General features: G+C 29.1%; 35 protein-coding genes. 34 read left to right on the forward strand and 1 reads right to left on the reverse strand.

Annotation, left to right across the window (positions count from 1 at the left end; genetic code table 11):
* Window positions 1-30: 30 nt before the first annotated feature.
* The 14 genes from AC3WSK_RS03805 to AC3WSK_RS03870 all read left to right on the forward strand — a co-directional run bounded on the left by AC3WSK_RS03805 (window position 31) and on the right by AC3WSK_RS03870 (window position 5,800).
* Window positions 31-237, forward strand: a complete 207-nt coding sequence (locus AC3WSK_RS03805) for a hypothetical protein (protein WP_492534858.1) — start codon at window positions 31-33, stop codon at window positions 235-237.
* The gene (locus AC3WSK_RS03810; protein WP_492534859.1) at window positions 237-455 is read left to right on the forward strand and encodes a hypothetical protein; all 219 of its coding nucleotides are present in this window, start codon (window positions 237-239) and stop codon (window positions 453-455) included. Before AC3WSK_RS03805 ends, AC3WSK_RS03810 begins: the two co-directional genes overlap by 1 nt.
* A 30-nt stretch (window positions 456-485) precedes the next feature.
* Complete coding sequence (locus tag AC3WSK_RS03815) at window positions 486-716, forward strand: hypothetical protein (RefSeq protein WP_492534861.1); 231 nt, start codon at window positions 486-488, stop codon at window positions 714-716.
* Between the two features lie 33 nt (window positions 717-749).
* Complete coding sequence (locus tag AC3WSK_RS03820) at window positions 750-1,178, forward strand: hypothetical protein (protein ID WP_492534863.1); 429 nt, start codon at window positions 750-752, stop codon at window positions 1,176-1,178.
* Between the two features lie 38 nt (window positions 1,179-1,216).
* Window positions 1,217-1,462: a hypothetical protein gene (locus tag AC3WSK_RS03825; protein ID WP_492534864.1), complete on the forward strand. Its 246-nt coding sequence runs from the start codon at window positions 1,217-1,219 to the stop codon at window positions 1,460-1,462.
* Window positions 1,463-1,680: 218 nt separating this feature from the next.
* Window positions 1,681-2,136, forward strand: coding sequence for a hypothetical protein (locus tag AC3WSK_RS03830; RefSeq protein WP_492534866.1), 456 nt, complete (start codon window positions 1,681-1,683; stop codon window positions 2,134-2,136).
* A 50-nt stretch (window positions 2,137-2,186) separates the two neighbouring features.
* Window positions 2,187-2,624, forward strand: a complete 438-nt coding sequence (locus AC3WSK_RS03835) for a hypothetical protein (protein WP_492534868.1) — start codon at window positions 2,187-2,189, stop codon at window positions 2,622-2,624.
* Between the two features lie 15 nt (window positions 2,625-2,639).
* On the forward strand, window positions 2,640-2,882 hold the full coding sequence (locus AC3WSK_RS03840; protein WP_492534870.1) for a hypothetical protein: 243 nt from the start codon (window positions 2,640-2,642) through the stop codon (window positions 2,880-2,882).
* A 17-nt stretch (window positions 2,883-2,899) separates the two neighbouring features.
* The gene (locus AC3WSK_RS03845; RefSeq protein ID WP_492534871.1) at window positions 2,900-3,205 is read left to right on the forward strand and encodes a hypothetical protein; all 306 of its coding nucleotides are present in this window, start codon (window positions 2,900-2,902) and stop codon (window positions 3,203-3,205) included.
* 94 nt (window positions 3,206-3,299) lie between these two features.
* The gene (locus tag AC3WSK_RS03850) at window positions 3,300-3,806 is read left to right on the forward strand and encodes a GNAT family N-acetyltransferase (protein ID WP_492534873.1); all 507 of its coding nucleotides are present in this window, start codon (window positions 3,300-3,302) and stop codon (window positions 3,804-3,806) included.
* Window positions 3,807-3,835: 29 nt separating this feature from the next.
* The gene (locus AC3WSK_RS03855; protein ID WP_492534875.1) at window positions 3,836-4,012 is read left to right on the forward strand and encodes a hypothetical protein; all 177 of its coding nucleotides are present in this window, start codon (window positions 3,836-3,838) and stop codon (window positions 4,010-4,012) included.
* Between the two features lie 120 nt (window positions 4,013-4,132).
* Window positions 4,133-4,471: a YolD-like family protein gene (locus tag AC3WSK_RS03860; RefSeq protein ID WP_492534877.1), complete on the forward strand. Its 339-nt coding sequence runs from the start codon at window positions 4,133-4,135 to the stop codon at window positions 4,469-4,471.
* Window positions 4,464-4,817 (forward strand): YhjD family protein, encoded by a 354-nt coding sequence (locus AC3WSK_RS03865; RefSeq protein WP_492534880.1) that lies wholly within the window; start codon window positions 4,464-4,466, stop codon window positions 4,815-4,817. The genes AC3WSK_RS03860 and AC3WSK_RS03865 overlap by 8 nt, the downstream gene beginning before the upstream one ends.
* 77 nt (window positions 4,818-4,894) lie before the next feature.
* Window positions 4,895-5,800: an ATP-dependent DNA ligase gene (locus AC3WSK_RS03870; RefSeq protein ID WP_492534882.1), complete on the forward strand. Its 906-nt coding sequence runs from the start codon at window positions 4,895-4,897 to the stop codon at window positions 5,798-5,800.
* A gap of 55 nt (window positions 5,801-5,855) precedes the next feature.
* Here AC3WSK_RS03870 and AC3WSK_RS03875 read toward each other — a convergent pair whose 3' ends face one another.
* Window positions 5,856-6,536 (reverse strand): excalibur calcium-binding domain-containing protein, encoded by a 681-nt coding sequence (locus tag AC3WSK_RS03875; RefSeq protein WP_492534883.1) that lies wholly within the window; start codon window positions 6,534-6,536, stop codon window positions 5,856-5,858.
* 235 nt (window positions 6,537-6,771) lie between these two features.
* Here AC3WSK_RS03875 and AC3WSK_RS03880 point away from each other — a divergent pair, with 235 nt between their 5' ends.
* The 20 genes from AC3WSK_RS03880 to AC3WSK_RS03975 all read left to right on the forward strand — a co-directional run bounded on the left by AC3WSK_RS03880 (window position 6,772) and on the right by AC3WSK_RS03975 (window position 17,069).
* Window positions 6,772-6,924, forward strand: a complete 153-nt coding sequence (locus AC3WSK_RS03880) for a hypothetical protein (RefSeq protein WP_492534884.1) — start codon at window positions 6,772-6,774, stop codon at window positions 6,922-6,924.
* Between the two features lie 96 nt (window positions 6,925-7,020).
* Window positions 7,021-7,329, forward strand: coding sequence for a BC1872 family protein (locus tag AC3WSK_RS03885; RefSeq protein ID WP_492534886.1), 309 nt, complete (start codon window positions 7,021-7,023; stop codon window positions 7,327-7,329).
* A 36-nt stretch (window positions 7,330-7,365) separates the two neighbouring features.
* On the forward strand, window positions 7,366-7,686 hold the full coding sequence (locus tag AC3WSK_RS03890; protein WP_400937112.1) for a hypothetical protein: 321 nt from the start codon (window positions 7,366-7,368) through the stop codon (window positions 7,684-7,686).
* A gap of 51 nt (window positions 7,687-7,737) precedes the next feature.
* The gene (locus AC3WSK_RS03895) at window positions 7,738-8,031 is read left to right on the forward strand and encodes a hypothetical protein (RefSeq protein WP_492534888.1); all 294 of its coding nucleotides are present in this window, start codon (window positions 7,738-7,740) and stop codon (window positions 8,029-8,031) included.
* 84 nt (window positions 8,032-8,115) lie between these two features.
* Window positions 8,116-8,316 carry a hypothetical protein gene (locus AC3WSK_RS03900; protein WP_492534890.1) on the forward strand — a complete coding sequence of 67 codons (201 nt, stop codon included), beginning with the start codon at window positions 8,116-8,118 and terminating at the stop codon, window positions 8,314-8,316.
* Between the two features lie 38 nt (window positions 8,317-8,354).
* Window positions 8,355-8,579, forward strand: coding sequence for a hypothetical protein (locus AC3WSK_RS03905; RefSeq protein WP_492534891.1), 225 nt, complete (start codon window positions 8,355-8,357; stop codon window positions 8,577-8,579).
* Between the two features lie 32 nt (window positions 8,580-8,611).
* Window positions 8,612-8,884: a hypothetical protein gene (locus AC3WSK_RS03910; RefSeq protein ID WP_492534893.1), complete on the forward strand. Its 273-nt coding sequence runs from the start codon at window positions 8,612-8,614 to the stop codon at window positions 8,882-8,884.
* A gap of 2 nt (window positions 8,885-8,886) precedes the next feature.
* On the forward strand, window positions 8,887-9,270 hold the full coding sequence (locus AC3WSK_RS03915; RefSeq protein WP_492534895.1) for a hypothetical protein: 384 nt from the start codon (window positions 8,887-8,889) through the stop codon (window positions 9,268-9,270).
* A 277-nt stretch (window positions 9,271-9,547) separates the two neighbouring features.
* Window positions 9,548-10,180 carry an HNH endonuclease gene (locus AC3WSK_RS03920; RefSeq protein WP_492534897.1) on the forward strand — a complete coding sequence of 211 codons (633 nt, stop codon included), beginning with the start codon at window positions 9,548-9,550 and terminating at the stop codon, window positions 10,178-10,180.
* Between the two features lie 192 nt (window positions 10,181-10,372).
* Window positions 10,373-10,543, forward strand: coding sequence for a hypothetical protein (locus tag AC3WSK_RS03925; protein ID WP_492534899.1), 171 nt, complete (start codon window positions 10,373-10,375; stop codon window positions 10,541-10,543).
* Window positions 10,544-10,554: 11 nt separating this feature from the next.
* A complete protein-coding gene (locus tag AC3WSK_RS03930; RefSeq protein WP_492534901.1) occupies window positions 10,555-10,752 on the forward strand; it encodes a hypothetical protein in 198 nt (65 codons plus the stop codon).
* On the forward strand, window positions 10,752-10,949 hold the full coding sequence (locus AC3WSK_RS03935) for a hypothetical protein (RefSeq protein ID WP_492534902.1): 198 nt from the start codon (window positions 10,752-10,754) through the stop codon (window positions 10,947-10,949). Before AC3WSK_RS03930 ends, AC3WSK_RS03935 begins: the two co-directional genes overlap by 1 nt.
* A 50-nt stretch (window positions 10,950-10,999) precedes the next feature.
* A complete protein-coding gene (locus tag AC3WSK_RS03940; RefSeq protein ID WP_492534904.1) occupies window positions 11,000-11,179 on the forward strand; it encodes a hypothetical protein in 180 nt (59 codons plus the stop codon).
* Between the two features lie 166 nt (window positions 11,180-11,345).
* Window positions 11,346-11,645: a hypothetical protein gene (locus tag AC3WSK_RS03945; RefSeq protein WP_492534906.1), complete on the forward strand. Its 300-nt coding sequence runs from the start codon at window positions 11,346-11,348 to the stop codon at window positions 11,643-11,645.
* Between the two features lie 32 nt (window positions 11,646-11,677).
* Window positions 11,678-11,866, forward strand: a complete 189-nt coding sequence (locus AC3WSK_RS03950; RefSeq protein ID WP_492534908.1) for a hypothetical protein — start codon at window positions 11,678-11,680, stop codon at window positions 11,864-11,866.
* Between the two features lie 68 nt (window positions 11,867-11,934).
* Entirely contained in the window at window positions 11,935-13,038 is a 1,104-nt protein-coding gene (locus tag AC3WSK_RS03955) for a hypothetical protein (RefSeq protein WP_492534910.1), read from the forward strand.
* A 2-nt stretch (window positions 13,039-13,040) separates the two neighbouring features.
* Complete coding sequence (locus AC3WSK_RS03960; RefSeq protein WP_492534912.1) at window positions 13,041-13,454, forward strand: hypothetical protein; 414 nt, start codon at window positions 13,041-13,043, stop codon at window positions 13,452-13,454.
* A gap of 151 nt (window positions 13,455-13,605) precedes the next feature.
* Entirely contained in the window at window positions 13,606-14,679 is a 1,074-nt protein-coding gene (locus AC3WSK_RS03965) for a tyrosine-type recombinase/integrase (RefSeq protein WP_492534913.1), read from the forward strand.
* A 67-nt stretch (window positions 14,680-14,746) separates the two neighbouring features.
* On the forward strand, window positions 14,747-16,099 hold the full coding sequence (locus tag AC3WSK_RS03970; protein ID WP_492534915.1) for a ParB N-terminal domain-containing protein: 1,353 nt from the start codon (window positions 14,747-14,749) through the stop codon (window positions 16,097-16,099).
* Window positions 16,092-17,069, forward strand: a complete 978-nt coding sequence (locus AC3WSK_RS03975; protein WP_492534917.1) for a phage lytic cycle repressor MrpR family protein — start codon at window positions 16,092-16,094, stop codon at window positions 17,067-17,069. Before AC3WSK_RS03970 ends, AC3WSK_RS03975 begins: the two co-directional genes overlap by 8 nt.
* Window positions 17,070-17,110: the final 41 nt, after the last annotated feature.

Below are 17,110 nucleotides of genomic sequence, written 5' to 3' on the forward strand. Positions count from 1 at the left end.
TGCTTTTATTAAAGTTAGATAGGAGGAAAGATGATGAATGGGTTTTATTCAAAAGCCATTGTAGAAATTACTGTTGGTACATTGGATGCAAATACTAATGATTTTGTTTCAACTGTACAAGTAGAAAATCGTCTTGTTGAGCTAGATACAGCAAAAAGAAATATTCAATTTGCCATAGAATTTATAGATAATGAAGAAAAAGTGCTAAGAATGCTTTTAGAAAGAGGTAGTGATTAATGAATATAATAGGAGTTGACTTTGGAACAAGGAATGATATTTCTATATACGTAAAAAGTATAATTATCAACGGAAAAATACATGTTTTAGAAACTGGTAATATTGAAGATTTAAGATCTAAATTAAAAGAGCCGTTACCAGAAAGTAATTTTCATATAGAACCTGAAACATCGACATATTGTAATTTTGGTGGAATTATAGAAGGTGTAAACGATTAATATAATAATATACATAAAGGTGGTATTTCGGTGGGTTATTTTAAAGGAAATTTATTAAATAAGCAGAGATTAAATGAAGATAAACTTATTCACGCTTATGAGGAATTAAAGTTATATTGTAAAATTCATGAACAAGAATTAATGACTTTCCCAAAACTTCAGGAGACTGTAGAACAGGTAAGATTAACTAGTAAGTATGATTTTGATGAATCAATGCAAGTTGTATTGAACGATTTAATGCCATACAGATACTCATATTAAATAATACTAAACTTTTATGAAAGGAATATGTAGATGAGAAAGAAGTATAAGGGTAAAGTTGCTGTAAGAATTAAAGAATACTGTCAAAGTAATTACAATAAAGTTCCTAAATCTAAAATGAAAATGGGAAAGGGGTTGTTTAATCATAGATGTCAATTGAATGCCGTACAAATGGTTAAAGATGGTTTGATGAAGAGTGTTTATTCATGTATCTGTATAAATGAAAGTGACTATCCAATTGTACATTTTATCAATTTGTCACATGACAATAAATTTATCGACAATACTCTTGGTTTTGACTATGAGAATTACGACTATTACATAATTAGAAAAATCGATGAATCTGAATATAAGGACATGAATGATATGCTTATGACTACTAAGAAAACGCTGATCGCACAGCATTCAAGTAAATTGTTGAATTTCACACTTAGAATAAATGAATATAATTTGGGCATTTAAATACATAAAAGAGACTTATCATTAAATGAGGTGAAAAAATGAGCGTTATTGTTTGCCCACATTGCAAAGCAGAAGAAGGGTTTTACGTTAGGGAACGTATAACTGGAACAGCAACTATCCTTTATACAAAATTAGGTGATTATGCCGAAGAACAAAGTAGTATGTACGATTATTTGAACCATAGTGCTGGTAAAAACGCTTACTGCGTCAAATGTGAGAAGTACATTGGAAAAGCCGAGAAATTACAATCTGGAATTGCAGAAGAGGATAGGTTGAAGAATTAAATAATATTGGATTTTTATAAAAAAAAGAAAACGAGACAGAGAAATAAATCCCTACCTCATTTCTTTAGGAAATCTAACGACATTACATTAGAAGCTCTTGCTTCTTTATAATTATATGGAACTTTCTTAGGTTTTATACATTTCATTTAATTATTTCTTGAAATAATAGTGAAAGCAGATACTTAATGATACAGTCATTTTAAAGAAAGGATGAGTGCGTGGATAGATGGTATGTGAAAGCTAAACATAATAATATTAAGCCGAAATTTAATGAAAAATACTACAAAAACACAAGAAATAATAGGAATTGTAGAATTGATTACCCTACTGTATATCAATACTTCGGACATATTTCATACGGTATTTATGTGGATTTAGAATATAGTGAAGAGGATATTTATTTTGAATATCAAGGAGATAAATTGATTGTAGGGGACAACCTAATTGCAAATGGAATTAAATATAAAGTGAAGAGTATTGAGTATAACATTGATGATAATTATGGTGTATATGTCACGGAAGCCATAATTAACGATGGCAATTCCTCTAAAGACTTGTTAGAAGCTGAAATGGAAAAGTTGAATCAGTACATACCTAAGTTCAGAAGAATGATTGAAAGTAAACTTGCTAAACGAACATTTTCTGAGGTGATCAAAGATTGGTTCAGATATTAGAAGATAATTACATAAAAACAAAGTATTATTAAAACTTAGAAGGTGGGATTATGCTATCTTATAACGAATTGGAGAACAGACTTAAGGAAATAGAAATTAAAAATAACGATATATCAAACAGGATTAAAACTTTTGGAGATTCGGTTAATGAAAATAAAGATAGAATAAGATTACTTTCATTAGATGCATCAATAGAATCTAAATATAAGACTAAAGAATTAATAAGTGAGAAGAAGATAGAGAATGAAGTTGTGGAACTACACGGTGATAATGAATGTACAGAATTGGATTTATATATAGCGTATGTCAATAAATTATCAAGAATTGAAGATGATAACGGAGACAAAATAGTAAACAGTGATGGATTATCAATGTACAAAAGGTATTCGTTCATTGAAAGAATTAAACAAAAAATAATATTATACATATTGAGATACGTTGATGACGACTATTTATACGATAAACTATGGAATAAAATAATAAAATAAGGGAGATTAAACAGGATGGGATTAGAAAAAGCAGAAGTATTATTAGTAGACAGTGAAACAAATGAGGTATTACTAACAGCAAAACCACTTCGAACTAGTAGTATTGAGCAACTACCAAAGAAAAAGTATAAGGTTGAAATTAAAACTGAAGATGGACAAGTCTTCACAAGATATACTGATTACTTTGATATTAGTGATGACGGTAAAACTATTCATATGGAAGGTATGAAAGCTGAAGGATGTGAAATTAATACATAAAATAAAACGAGCCTATTATGAAACAAGGAGAGATGATGATGACAAGTTATAAATTCACCTACACAGAAAAAGAACGAATTAAAAGTATCGCTAGGAAGATTTTAAAGTCAGTAGTTTCTAATACTGATACTAAATTAACGGACAAAGAACAAGCTATGGTTTTGAAAATGGCAATGTTGCATCAAACTAATAATTCTATATTGATCGATATTTGGAGAGACGCTAATCCGAACATGACAACAGAAGAATCAAAAGAAGTATTGGATCATTGGTTAAGTAATTTAAAATGGCAAACTCATGATACATCTGAATGGATTAGATAAATATGTTTATGAACCATACATAGATGAAATTTCAACATGGTTGGCTAAGAAATTTAAGTAAAATGAGAATACTATAAGAGAGGGTGTCAGATAAATGTCATTAGAGTTTGCAGTAGAATATGAACATAAATTATCACTATTAATGAGAAGAGCAATGATGGACGAAAGATGCAAATACTATTTCTTTTCATCGTTTTATAGATATGATACGGACATTCCAAGAGATAATTGGAATCATTTACAAATGGTAAGCGTAAAGAATGACAAGGTAATAGGAGTGTTAGGGGCATATATAGATAGAGAAACTAGGAATGTCACTGATTTATATGTGATTAATTTTTTCGAAATAAATTACACATTCTCTAAAGATTTTAGAAAGTTTTTAACAGACTTATTCGATAAATATAACTTCAATAAAATAAACTTCAAAGTAATTAGAGGCAATAGAGCTGAAAAAATGTACGAAAAATACATAGATAAATATAATGGTAGAGTTGTTGGTTATAGAAAAAATGAAGTGATGTTATCTGATGGTAAGTATTACGATGACAAGATATATGAAATTCTGAAAGATGATTATTTACGAGCAAAAGGAAATTAGTTTACAAAAATACATAAAGAAGGTGAAATATGAAGAAAACAAAATATGAATGGTTAAAATATCACATTGAATTATCATTAGACCAAATTTACAATAGCTCAAGATACGATAAGAAAGGAGAAATCCAAGCAGAAGTATATGAGAGTTTACTTTATTTTACTGATGGATTAGATAAAATTAAAAAGAAGAAAGTACATAATGAGTAAATGAGATAAATAATAGTTATCTTTTATTGAGCATATTTGATCTTTTTATTGCATAAATTAGAACATTAGTTCTATAATATATAAAAACAAATGTTCTTATTTTATGTAAGGAGAGATACTATGTTAAAAGACCGTAGTACTAAAAAATGGACAGCTATGATGTTACCTGAGCATTTAGTCGAAATTAGAAAATGGAAACAGGAACAATTTCATGATAAAAAGCGTGAATTGACTGAATGGGAAATAGAAGAGATCGAACAGGTAGTGCAGAGAGCTTATAAACTACATGAAGAGGTAAAATTAACTTTTTGGAGCGACAATAAAACACATGATGTTGTAGGAATGATTACTGCTATCAATGTATTTCATAAGGAATTACTTTTGGATATAGATATTTCAATCAAACGTATTACATTTGATCAGATACAAAAAGTATCAATGGTAAATATAGATGATTAATTCAGAGCAACGACAGCTTGTACACAAATTTTTATTGTTGGACTTAACTGTTAAATCGTTGCAAGTTGATTATCTAAAGGTAGAACAATTTAAGTTGGAAAATGTATTTATTCCGTTAATGGATTCGTTATTGAAGGATCTACGCAATGAATGCTTTGATTTGAAACGACAGCTTAAACAACAAAATATAAGAGTAGTCGGATGGACTAAGATAGATGAAAATTTTAGTGATGTGCAAGTTGCTACCGCAGGAAACGATGTAGAACTAAGGTATGCTAATCAAGCATTAAAGACAAAAGTAGAAAACCTACTCAATGATCACATAAAAGAGAAAATGAAATTGTAATTACCACCAATCCCTTGATTTACATGTATTTTTGTCTTGTTTACCGTGAGATAATGGGTTGTGAGGAGGGGATACTTATGTTGTTTACTCCAATAAAACCTATGTTACTCTCGATGGGTAATAATGATGAAATAATAGATGATCCTGAATGGATTTACGATATAAAATGGGATGGTTGGCGCATTCTTTTACACAAAGATGGAGAAAGAGTAGAGGCTTTTACACGTCATGGAAACAATGTAACTGCTAAGTTTCCAGAGTTACAAACTGTAGGTCAATCCATTGCAGAACATAGAGCAATTATTGATTGTGAAGGTGTAGTTTTACGTGATGGAGTATCTGTATTTGATGATTTTGCATATAGAGGCAGACTTTCAAATAGAGATAAGATTAAACAAGCAACGATAACTCATCCAACTACATTTATTGCATTTGATGTTATAGCAACTGATAAACAAGTTGTAAATAAATCACTAGTAGAACGTAAGGAAGTATTATCATCGATAATTGAGCCTTCGAATAATTTGTTGGTAACACCATCTGTAGTAGGTAATGGCGGTGATATCTTTAATTTGACTAAAGAAAAAGGTATGGAAGGTATCGTAGGGAAGCGTAGCGATTCCACTTACAAAACAAATCATAGATCACATAATTGGTTAAAGTATAAGCACTTTAAAGTAATGGATACTGTTATATTAGGTTATAAAGAAAATCCATTTACAATGGTAGTAGGTACTCAAGCAACTAATGGTAAATATAGACCGATTGCAAATGTTGAGTTTGGCTTTAAACCAGCTGAAAAAAGAGCATTTAGAGAAATTGCTAAACAAATAGTAATCAGCGTAGAACGAGATGTAATGTGGTTAGAGCCTAGATTGTTCTGTAAGGTACAGTATCTTGAGAAAACAAGTACAGGGTCATTAAGAATTGTGTCGTTTAAAGGGTTCAATTTCGATAAAGTTCCTGAAGAAAATGTTTTATAAAATAAAGTATTTAAAAAGTCACCCACATAAAATAGTGAGTGACTTTCTTTTGTTATCATCTATCGCAAGCTATTCCATCACCATCTCTATCTAGTCTAGATGAGTATCCTGGTTCTCCTCTTCTAATGTTGGAGTAACCTGCGGATTTGGCTTCTTTGCAACTACTGAAATTTACATTTTGTTGAGGAGCAGATGTCGGAGTAGAAGTCTGTTGAGTAGCCTCTTGTTTTTGTGCCTCTTCCTGCTTTTTTTGTTCCTCAAGTTTTTTCTGCTCTTTTTGCTTTCTTATTTCCTCTTGTTGTTTCTTTTCTTCAAGTTTCGCTTGTTCTTTGATTATTTTCTGTTCCTCTTTCTGACGTGATTTTTCCTGTTTCTCTATTTCTTCTTGTTTTTCACGTTCATTTTCTTGTTCATCTAGCTTTTTATTTTGTTTATCAAGATCTTTCTTACAAGCTTCTAATTTCTTATCCAAATCTTGTTCTCTTTTAACTAGTTCCTTCTCTAGCTTGACTAAACTTTTTTCTTTATCTTTTAGTTGCTGTTCCTTCTTAAGTAACTCTTCCTTTTGAGCACTATTTGTATCACTAAAACAAGATACAAGTAAAACTATAATTATGAAAAACAGAGTTACGAGAACACGTACTTGTTTAGTAAAGTGTCCATACTTCCACATTAAAAATAAACCTATCGGAAAGAAAATTATTAAAAAGAAAATAGTCCATAACTTACTATCCATTTACCTTATTCCTCCTAGAAAATAGTTACAATGCATAGTATACCAAATAAAGTATAATATTTTATAAAAATTTTCCTAATGAGGATAATCATGTTTTTGATCCAAACCTTTATATAATATTTCCCTATTATAAAATTAAATAAAGAAATACATAATTAATACTTGATTTTATGTATTTTGTTATTTATACTTAGGTTAAGAAATCAAACATTACTAAATATTAGGAGGTGTACATATGAGTAAGGTTATTACAGTTAATGATTTAATTGAAATTCTACAGAAGGTAGAAAATAAAGATAAAGTTATAGAGGTTGTCGCTGATAATTTCACTGGTTCTGGAAATGCTTGTGAGGTTAAAGAATATGATGACTGTATCTTTATAGGATAACATTTAATAATATTCGTATTTTATAGGAAGGAATATTAACTTAAATATTGAAGAATATAATAAACAAATTAATTTGAAATTGGAGGCTCAGTAAATATGGATGTTAGAGATATTCTTGCTACAGAAATTATGAAGTGGAAAACAGATGAAGATTCTGGAAAATGGATTACAGATAATGGCTTGATAAATAAATCAAGTTGGCATCCTGAATCAGATATTGAGGATGCATGGATTTTATTGGAACAATTTGAAGAATGCTTAGTTAGAAAAAGATTGAACGGTTTAAATTATCGTGCGTGGATTTTATTGGACGGAAAAGAATATAGTGAGTTTGGCTATTCTCCATCTAATGCGATAGTGAATGTAATGATAAAGTATTTAGAGTCTAATGGAATTATAACTTAAATAATAATTCGATTTTATGAAAGGAGGTACATAAAAATGTTGAAGAAAAAATATTTTAACATTTACGCAAAAGTAGGAGATACAGTAGTAACGACTTCTAATCCGTTTAACAATGGAGATTGGGTCACTGGTTATGAATATGAAGTTATTGAACTAGGACATGGCTACATTGTAGCGACTAGTGATAGACTACCTTCATATAAAAAAGAAATAACTATTGGAGATGCATATTATCAAGTAGTTAAAATGGTTGAAGTACCAGATCCACCTAAAGTCAAAGAAAAACAGGTTAAAGTTTATAAATTTTTAGGAATTCCACTTGGGAGAAGAATTACTTATACATACGAAACTAAATAAAAAGTTGATATTATGAAAATAGATGTTAAATTTTAGTTAGAGGTGAAGACTATGATTAAATGTCCAGAATGTAACGATGGGATTTTAGAAGTGTCGGCAGAAAGAATATTTGTTCAATCTGTTTCATTTGAAAATAAAACTAAAGGTAAAGGGATAAAAAAGAAAAATATAAAACTTTCATCTAATTCTCCTTCAGAATTAAGAATTTTTCTTGGATGTGATACTTGTAATTATACTGTTGATAATTTATGGAGTGGGTCATGTAGTATAGGTTCGAATTATCCAGAGTTATTGCCTTATGAGGAAGAAATAAATTATATTATGGAACAAATAAATAAAATGTAATTACTAAGTATTATATTAAAACAAAACTATAAGAACATTCTACTACTTACTATATACAATAATGATTTTTCAGGAGGGTTTTGAATGAATATAAAATACGAAATTGGCATATATGATAATGACAATGATTTAATGCATAATTATTTTGTTGTTGAAACAGATGACGAAAAGGATAAAGTTCTGAAAGAGTTTTATCATGGAGACAAAGAAGCGAAATACTGTACAGTAGAACGAATCGAAACGTACAGTCAAACCCTGATCAAAGAAAATTTTGGGGTGGATTAAAAATATAACGAATTTATAAAAATTAGGAGGAATTTAAAATGGTAGAAGTTAGTTCAAATGTAAAAGGTGAATTAGAGCATTTTCAACGAAACGAGGATTTAACATTTAAAATTAAAATTTTAGGCGAAGATGGACAATTTCATATTTATGATAAGCTAACTCGTGCTTGCAAGTCATCTATGTATGAGATTGGAGACTATATTGGCGAAGCAGAAGAGTTGAACTATACGGTTAGAAAAAATTCTTTGAATTACATTAAATAATAGAACGCTTTTATGAAAAGGGAGTTGTCTTAATGAAAATTAAATTGAGCGAGCTGATTAAAATGTTGCAAGATGTAGAAAAGAAAGTTGATAGTGATGAAGTAGAAATTCATTTACATACAGGTACGTGGACTGCGAATTATACCTCATCACTTCATATTGAAGATATTGGATTTTCTTATGGTGGAGATGGAGAGAACGCATATATCGATGTCATATTGTTAAATATTGATTTTGATAAGGTAAAGTTGGGCATAGAGAATTATGAGAAGTACGGTATTACTGACGAAGAGGAGGAAGTGTAACTGTGATTAATTTTGTAAATACAGAAATAGTAGAAGAGGGTTTGCATATCGGAGTAGCAATTTATTATATTAATTTTGAAAAGGCTAGTACGTTAATTGATAAGTTAAAAACAAATGAAAAAGTTCTATATGAGCGTAAGTATAGGAATCATCATGAAGTAGGTTTAGAAAAAGACGGTTATGAAATTAGGATTTTAGCATTACCTATGAATGACTCAACACGAGGAAACAAACATCATTATTCATTTATTGATAAATACTCATTTGGCGATGATCGTGGTTTGGAATTTTTAAATACTAGAATCCTAACTTCTACTGTTGATTACAATATGGAGCGAAAATACAAGTCGGAGGATCATTATGAACCAAGATTTCTTTTGTATTAAATAATAATTTCATTTTATAAAACAAAATACATAAAACGAGGTGAATGAAATTGGTCGATACTGTGTTAGGTAGACTGAATGATGCAATTGATTTTTGTGATAGTGGAAAAGACTGAAGTGCTGTTATCTTATTCAGATTTAAATTATTTACGAAGATTAGTACTGACGGACGAATATAGTCATTCATTGGCTGTACATAATTTAAAATGTTCTAGAGAAACTCGTAAAGATTAAATGATAGTCGCAGATTATTAAAAGGAAGGAGATCGCATATAAGTTGAATAAAAGTTGTAAGACATGTAAAAATACCAAGGACGTAAAGCTATTCTACACAATAAATTATAAAAATAAAAAAGGAGAAAAGAAACAAATTTATAGTTCTGAATGCAAAGAGTGTCAACGAATAAGGACGGCTGAATGGATAAAGAACAATAGAGAAAAGCATAGAGAATCTGCTAGGGTTAGAGATAGTAGAGAACATTCTAAAAAGAAGAGGCTAGAGTATAATAAAAAGAAATATGCAGAAGGATGGTATAAGCAATATAGAAAGGAAAATTTGGATAAATTTAAAGAGTGGGCGGAGAATCACAGGAATCACGATATAACGAAATCCGAATGGGATGAATGTAAAAAATACTTCAATTATTCTTGTGCATACTGTGGATTAACAGAAAAAGAACATAAAGAAATATACAAACAAAGATTACATAAAGAACACGTTGAACACGATGGAATAAATGATATCACTAATTGTGTACCTTCTTGCAAAAGCTGTAATAGTAGAAAAAGGAAGCAAAAACTAAGTGACTGGTATAACGAACAAAACGTTAATTTTAAACAAATTAGGCTTGATAAAATAACTCAATGGTTAAAAACTGACTGCTTGCAAGTAAAAGAAGAGATTGAATAAAAGCCGTCTATTATGAAAATTAAATACGAAATAGGAGAAAAAAATGACCAGAGAGTTCAATGTCAAAGTAGTGTTTGAAACCTGTTGTGAAAGTATGACTCGAGATTGGTATGTGGCTTTTAAATACACTCACCCAATTTTAAAAACAAAAGAAACTAGTTATTACTGTCAACAAATGGGGGGGTGGGAGAAATGGAATTTTTGAAAAACGCATATAACTTTATTAAAGATGCTTTCTTAGTAGAAGAAAATATTAAAAAACATGCGCTTAGTGTATTAGAAGATCATGAATCTTGTATGTCTAAAGATGACTATATAAATGCTATCAATAATATGAAACATAATGTAAAAATTAGATTATGAGAAAACAAAGTATGATGGGTTCATCTAAATATGAGTTCAATCCAGATCAATTTGATATAGATATACATAACAATAAGAAAAGATATTTAGATAAACGTGAATCAATCAAAACAGAATTAAAGAGAATTATCTACCAAGATGCTTCGCAAATTAACGAAACTTGGGAAATGGTAATTGATGTATTGAGAGAAATGAAGGAGAAAATATAATGAGCAGAGATTACTTTAGGTATTACGAGATAGCAACTACTATAGCTAACTCTACTATTGCTAGTATTAATCAAAAAGAAAAAGTTAGAGATTTGATTTTTGGAATGGTGGCAGAAGCGTATTTAGATAAGAGCGTAGAATATGATAGTGCCATGAATGACTATGTTAAAAATTATAACAAGAAGTATGTTAAATAATTAATTACATAAAACAGATGTATTATTAAATATTTGGGAGGAATAATTCGATGGAAGCTAAATTGATTGCATGTTATGGAGAGTGTTGGACACCACAAAGGTATTGGGATTGGATTGTATGTAGTCAAGAATTCTTCGATAAAAACTTAAAACAGCATGGTTGGGTTAATTCAACTTGTAAAAAATACTTAACCAAAAAACAATTAGAATATTTGCAAATGGATTTATAGTAAGGACTCAATTATTAGCTATTATAAAATAATGCTGAATAAAAGAGATACATTATTGAAAGCTAATGTGGTTATGAGAAAAACAATGTTTCTTGGTGATAAATTATATAGTATTTATAACACCTAAATGTATTTGTAAGGAGTACAGAAATTGGAGGGATTGATTATGTTAGTTATTGAAACAAATATTTCTTATGATGACAATGGCAACTTTCAAGATCATCAATCAAGAGTTATTGAAGTTGAATCATGGGATACATATATTGAAGAAATCGTAAGAGGGGTTACTAAAACTTACAACGGTACTTTATTAGGCTGTAATGTTCCACATCATAGTAAAATTGAAAATTTAAAGTATGATGTGGAACATTTGTCTTGTGATGTTTATAGTTGGAAAAATGCGTTGATTAAGAAGTTGGCTTACAGGGTTAATAATTCGTATAAATTAGAATTCAGTAATAACTAAATATTATTAAATACATATAAAGGATGATGAAATTGAAGGACACAGTAGTTATACAATGTAGTAATAAATTAATAATTAACGGTGTGGAAATTGAACGTCCAAAAGGTGTTTCAGGCAATAATGTAACGGTAATCAATGAAAAGGTTTTTATTGATGGATACGAACTAAAGGGTGACAAATGGAAAAGAACTTTAAAAGCATTTTGGCATAAATTATTTTAATAAAAAATACGACTCTAAATAAAAGGTAAGTATTATTGAAATAAATACATAAAAGGAGAATAAAAAAATTGAAAACAACTATCTTTTTACCTGAGAAAATTAAAGTTGGATATCAAGAACGTAGTAATACCTATACAAAGAAATTAGCTTATATCATCTATTATGATGAGAAAGGTAAATTACGTAAAGAGACATCGTGGAATTCATGGCGTGATCACAAGGTTAATTTTGACGACTTCGAGAATGAACCATTGGAAGGATTTGTTCTAAACAAAAAAGTAGGAGATTACGTTTCAGATTGGAATCACAGACAAGCATATGTACGAGTATATGATCCAAGAGGATTTGAATTTGAAATAACAATAGAGAACTTATTGTATATTTTAGAAAATACGAATTCAATCAAAGGGAAGGGGTTAGAAGGGCAATTCACTTATGGATGGGACGGCAAAGAACTAGTCTTAATCCCTACTGATTCTCCAGATTACATTGAAATTAAAGAGTATGCAGACACAGTGAAAGAAAACTTTAAATTAAAAGCTAAAGAATTAGTTGTCGGTGCTACTTACTTAACCAAAGATAAAGAGGAGTGGGTTTATCTAGGGCGATTTGATAAGTGGGTAAGCGATTATGAAAATAAATATGAAGACGAAAATGGGAAAATGATATATCCAAATATCACAAAAGGAAAGACATATTATTTCTATAACAAAAGTAATAATTCGAATTGGAGAAGTGGAATAGAGAACGTTAAATCTTTTAATAAATTCATTGCACTTATTAACGGAGAATGCGATGAGAATTACGCTGAAATGTTTGATAAATTAGAACGAAACACTTATTACTCTCCAATTGACGATAGTAAAAATGAATATTTACCATATACATACGAAGAGTTTGAAGAAAAGTTTAGAAAGAATAGTTGGGGAGAAACTTTTTATACTTCTAGTGGCGAACAAATTGAAATTCGAAGAGATAATTATGGTACGAATAATGAGAACCTTGAAAGACGAAAAAAAGTAAAACGTATGAAAAATAGTTGGCATGGATATGACGATTGGAAATGGGAAAAAGAATTAATAGGTAATCTAAAAGAGGTGTTCGAAAAATATCCACCTCATTATTTAAATAAATACTTAACAAACGGAAAATTATATTCGGAGGGCAAATAAATATGACAAAAACAAATGATGAGCGTATTCTGCTATTAAAGAAACAAATTGAAGATAAGAAAGTGAAGCTAGGTAAATCCATGCGATTTGCACCCATTACTAATTGCTCGATTGAATTAGATGGTGAACGACATAATATTAACGTATCAGACAAGAATGGCTTAATGATGTTCTTAGTGCGAGTAAATTCACTTAAATTATCTGCTGTGGATTTAGGATTAAATCTGGATGAGTTTATTATTAGTGGATATCCAATAGAAGATTGGATCACTGACATTAATTCTAAATTAGATGTTATTGCTCATAAGGATGAAGAACGAAAATTGAAGTTGATGGAAGACAAATTGGTGAAACTCTTATCCGAAGGAAAGAAAGTGGAGTTAGAAATTGATGAAATTGAATCTTTGTTGAATTAAATAAAAGGAACATATTATAAAACATTAAGAGTCGATTTAGGATGGTCGACTCTTAAAATTAAAATAATAAAATACATAATTTACTTTACAATTAACAAAATAATGGATATACTATTATTAATAAAAGGAATCATAAAGGTGGTTGTAAATTATGGTTATGAATAATTATAATACTTCATATATGAGCAACTATATAGGAGATTACATTGAAGAGTTTTTAAAAGTAAAAAGTAAAAAGTCAATTAACACAGAAAAAACTTATAGATCCAGTTTGAATCAAGTATTTAAGGATATCTTAGGTAGTAATGATTATACTTATATAACTGATAAAAATATTGAACATGACCTACGTTCAGAAGTTTTATTTGAATACTTTGATTCGTTATATGACGCTGAAAAAGAAGATGGTTCTAGGATGTATGCTAACCAGACGATTAATAATAGACAATCAGCAATTAAGTCATTAATCACTTATTTAAAGACGAAGAAAATCAATGGAGAAAATTTAATAAAGTATGATTTAGATGATTTAAAAGTAATTGAATCGCTTAAGAATATAGGCGAAGAAATAGAAATGATACCACTTGAATTAGCAATGGAATACATTAATTACTTCGGTAAAGAAGAACATGGGTTAGAGAAGTCATTAATCATTGAATTAGCTATAGATTCTGCACTTAGAGCATCTGAATTATTAAAAGTTGAATGGTCAAACTTTACACCAGTAGAAGATGGAGTTATTATGAAATCTCACGGTTATAATAAGGGTAAAGGAAATGAAGAGTGGATAGATAAGATATCTTTTGAATTATATAATAAATTGTTAAGATTAAAAGAAATTGGAAATACAAATAGACTCTTTACTTTGACTTATAAAAAGTTAGTTGGGATGATGGAAAGAGGTAATAAAATATTAAATAATACGGAATTAGAGTATTCTTTCCATTCATTCAAAAAACTATCTGTTACAATGTGTTACTTAACTAATGGAAATTGTATTGATTCTGCAATGAAAAAGGCTAGGCATAAAAATGTTAATACAACGATGAGATATTTGAGATTAACTGATTTAAACGTCACGGGTATTATATCTGCAAAAATGACTACGGATGAAGAATTATATAAAACGGCTTCACACGAATTATTGTTAGAATGTTTAGAAGAAATGCGTGCAGAAATGTTACTTTTACTAAATAATAAAATTAAGAATAAAATAACAAAATGAATAAATTTATGTGACATCACAAATAGAAAATGGTAAAATCAACATAGTAGTGAAAGGAGTTTTTTAAATGAAAATTAATAAAGATAGAGAATCTTTAGAGACAGAAGTCAAAAGTTTAATTTCTTTATTTGCTAAAACCTTGGATAAGGGAGAAGTAGAGTTAATAGTAACACATTTAAATGGTAAACACGGAATTAAAAAATCCAATGTGTATATGTTGTTTAATAATTCAAACAATGTAAGTAAATTAACTTTGGAAGAATTAGCGCTATTCGGAAAACAATTAACTGTAAAATTAGGAATTGATAATATCGAATGGATGAACACTTGGTTCACCGAAAGAGAAATCAAAGAATTCGAAAGATTTCAATTCGTTGATACACAGTTAATTGACGATTTAGATTTTCCTATAACATTAGAAAATGTTAATTATCTTGGAAATGGATATTATAATGCAACTATCACAAGACAAATGCTTGGTAGATTATATAAATACGGTAAATTAAATTATAATCCAAATGTACAAAGAGGTATGAGAAAAGTTTATCGTTATGGCAAAGAGATGGAAGAGCCGATTGTATTTAAAAGTAAAGTAACTGAAATGCGTAAATTAATATTAGAAGATAAGTTAGAACCTTCAACGATCACATTAAATGCGGCACAAATGTCATCTGACGAAGGAGAAGAATTAATTTACGATGAGAGATCACACAAATTGACAATAAATTCAGGAACAATCTTAGATATTGTAGATGGTATGCATAGAACACTGGCAACATACAGCGCATATTCAAAAGACAAAGATATTGAAGGTTCTTATCCAATTACTATTTCTAACAAATCGGATGAAGAAATACAGAGATATCAAGTAAATATGGATAAACAAACTCCGTTAACAAGAAGTAAAATTGTTGAGTACTCTGGAGGCTATGTTAGTAATGTGATTAATATTCTAAAATCTAAAGGTGAATTAAAAGACCGGATCAGTTCAGTAGGAGATAGTAAATCAACTTTACGTGGTAGTGATATTATTCCTTATAAAATGTTACATGACGCTATTAATAATGTTTATAATATTGATTCTGTACTTCAGTCAAGAAAAGTTGCTGATGAAATAAATGAGTACTTAGTATATTTATTTGGATATTTCGGTAAACATGAAAGAGACGAATATAAAGTATTGTTTGATGCAGATTTATTCGAAGCTCATTTAACTTTAGCTAGTAAGATGAAAGAGAACAAAGTTCCATACGAAAAACTGTCTGAAATAATTAAAATTGAAGCATTTAATATAGAGAATAAGTTCTGGAAAGATACAAATGTAGTAAATAATGAAGGTAAGGTCGTAAATAAGAAAATGCGAGGCAAGATAAGAGATTTCTTTGAAGGTATGTTAGAGGAGGCAAATTGTGATGTATAACAAAGAATATAAAATGAAGTTTATTAAAACTTTAGATGTTAAAGAAATAAGTGAGGAACGTTATATATATCTTTTTGAAAAAACAGCAGAAGTTGAATTTAAAATTGATAAAGATTTGTTTGATATGAATTTTGAAGATTTGGAAATTGTTTTTTATTCATCTAAGAGAAGTAAACATCGTTCCCTAATTTCTTTTATTACTACTATAAAAAATTATATTACTTGGGCTAAAGATAATGGCTATAGTTCATCGTCAGTTCATCCAATAGTAGAAGCTATCAACACTGCTTTTGTTGATAAATACTTATATAAAGAAGGGTTAACTTATTATACGAGAGAAGAATTATTATCAAATATTGATAAGTTAGTTAACGTTCGTGATAAAGCAATAGTCTTAGCAGTATTCGAAGGTATTAGAGGTAAAGGATTATCAGAATTAATTAATTTAAGATTTGAGGATTTATCTAAAAAAGAAGATAAGTATTATGTATCATTACTTTCTGATGAAATTAATTTTAGTAATCGCCAAATTGAAATATCTAAAGAGTTATATGAACTACTAGAACAAGCTTACAGAAAGACCGAATACGTTGGAAAGAAAGGAAATATTACTCGTGTTGCCGATGGAGAATATGTATTAAGAAAGAATCGAGTAGGTGAAGGCGATATAAGATTTACAGTAAGCATGATCAATAGTTTATTTTCAAATGTCATTAAAAATGAGTTTGAAGATTCTCAAATAACAGTAACATCATTATTAGAATCTGGGGCAATGTGGTATACAAATTCATTGTTAAAAGAAGATAGAATTATAACTAAAGATATAGCTACTGATGTAATGAATAGATATGGCTTATATTCGTTCAAAGGTGAAAAGAAAGATTATCCTTCGTTTATGAGATATAAAGAAATTATAAATGATGAGTTTTTTGAGGATAGTTATGGTAGCTTTAAATATGGATTTAAATAAACTTCAAAAGGACTGAATGTTAATCATTCGGTTTCCTTTAT

Source organism: Lysinibacillus sp. EB271-A1-10B (assembly GCF_058791335.1).